Here is a 1,276-nt window from a genome sequence, read left to right as displayed (position 1 = left end):
GGTGTTCCCCAAACTGGATTTGAAGACGCCTTATCAGCTGCCCAATCATCATAAGTTGTTTCCATAGGATCATGGTCATCCACGTATTTTATATTTCCGGTTGCATCAAAACCTTCATTATTAACAAGGTCATGTCCACCATATAATTTTCCATTTTCATCATGTGTTACTTTATAAAGGTCAGGGTGATTGTAATCGATACCTGTATCCAATACACCCACTTTAACTTTTTGACCCGCACGCGGACCCGTTTTAATGACACCTGTGTTACCATCAGCTTGAAGTTTATCAATCCCTAAATAAGAAAGCGCTGATGTTGGCTTGCCAACAGATGTACTTTTTGTTGCTGTAGTTTTAGAATTTCCTTCATCAGGTAAAGAATATTCTACTTGAGACCAAACAGACGCAACATCTGGACTTTCTGCAAGCTTTTGAACTAAATTCGCTGGTAAGGTTAAAGCAACTCCATTAAATGCATCTGTAAATTCTCGGGTAATACTAATTTCTGTTTTAACAGTTTTGCCGCCAACAATAGAAGTTTTAGGTTGAGTATTTAAAAAGCTCTTAAAATTTGCATGTGAATCTTTAACTTTATTCTTAGCATCTGAATATTCATTATCAAAAGCTTGACTATTTGCAGTTGCCCCACCTTTAGCTAAAGATTCCTTAATGATTTGTATTTTAGCTGGATCTTGTTTAAATTGAACAATAACATTAACCTTTTTTGAACCGATTAAATCCTTTTTGTCTAAACGGATTTTTTCAGCATGTTCTGCACCAGTCAACTTATTAATATTTGCTTTTTGTTCAGCCGTTAAGCCTGATAAAATGCGATTTACTTCATCTGCTGAAAATCCGTTCGACGGTTTCTTTTGCTCGACTGACGAATCAGTACTTGCGAAAACCGCCCCCGGAGGTAATGCAACATTTAGCAACATTGCACTTAACGCAACAGCAGACACTGCTTTTTGCTTCGTCTTTCTCTTCTTCATGTTTACCCTCCCCAAATAACGTCAAAATTTGTAGAAATTTTCAGTTTTTTGTCTACAACTTCATCATACAGGAAGGCGAAATCGCTTGTATTGGGGGAATTTTCAATCCGTTTTGCATCGTTTTGGGGGAAAATGAGTAGTAGTTTCATTCGAATTGTCTTCTTTTTTCTATTTTTTTTCGTTTTTCTTCTGTTTTCAACTGCTTTTTTACGTATATCTTCCTATTTTTCCATTTTATATAGTTCATTTGCCTTATTAAAAATTGGGGGATTTTTGATGTTTTT

General features: G+C 35.7%; 1 protein-coding gene. It reads right to left on the bottom strand.

Annotated features, from left to right (window positions below; genetic code table 11):
• The coding region (locus CN514_RS20280) for a protease inhibitor I9 family protein (RefSeq protein WP_176526001.1) at positions 1–992 on the bottom strand (992 nt) is incomplete at its 3' end.
• Positions 993–1,276 lie beyond the last annotated feature (284 nt).

This window comes from Bacillus sp. AFS001701 (assembly GCF_002559405.1).
In the GTDB taxonomy this organism is placed as follows: domain Bacteria; phylum Bacillota; class Bacilli; order Bacillales; family Bacillaceae_G; genus Gottfriedia.
This window is presented reverse-complemented; position numbering and strand designations above follow the sequence as displayed.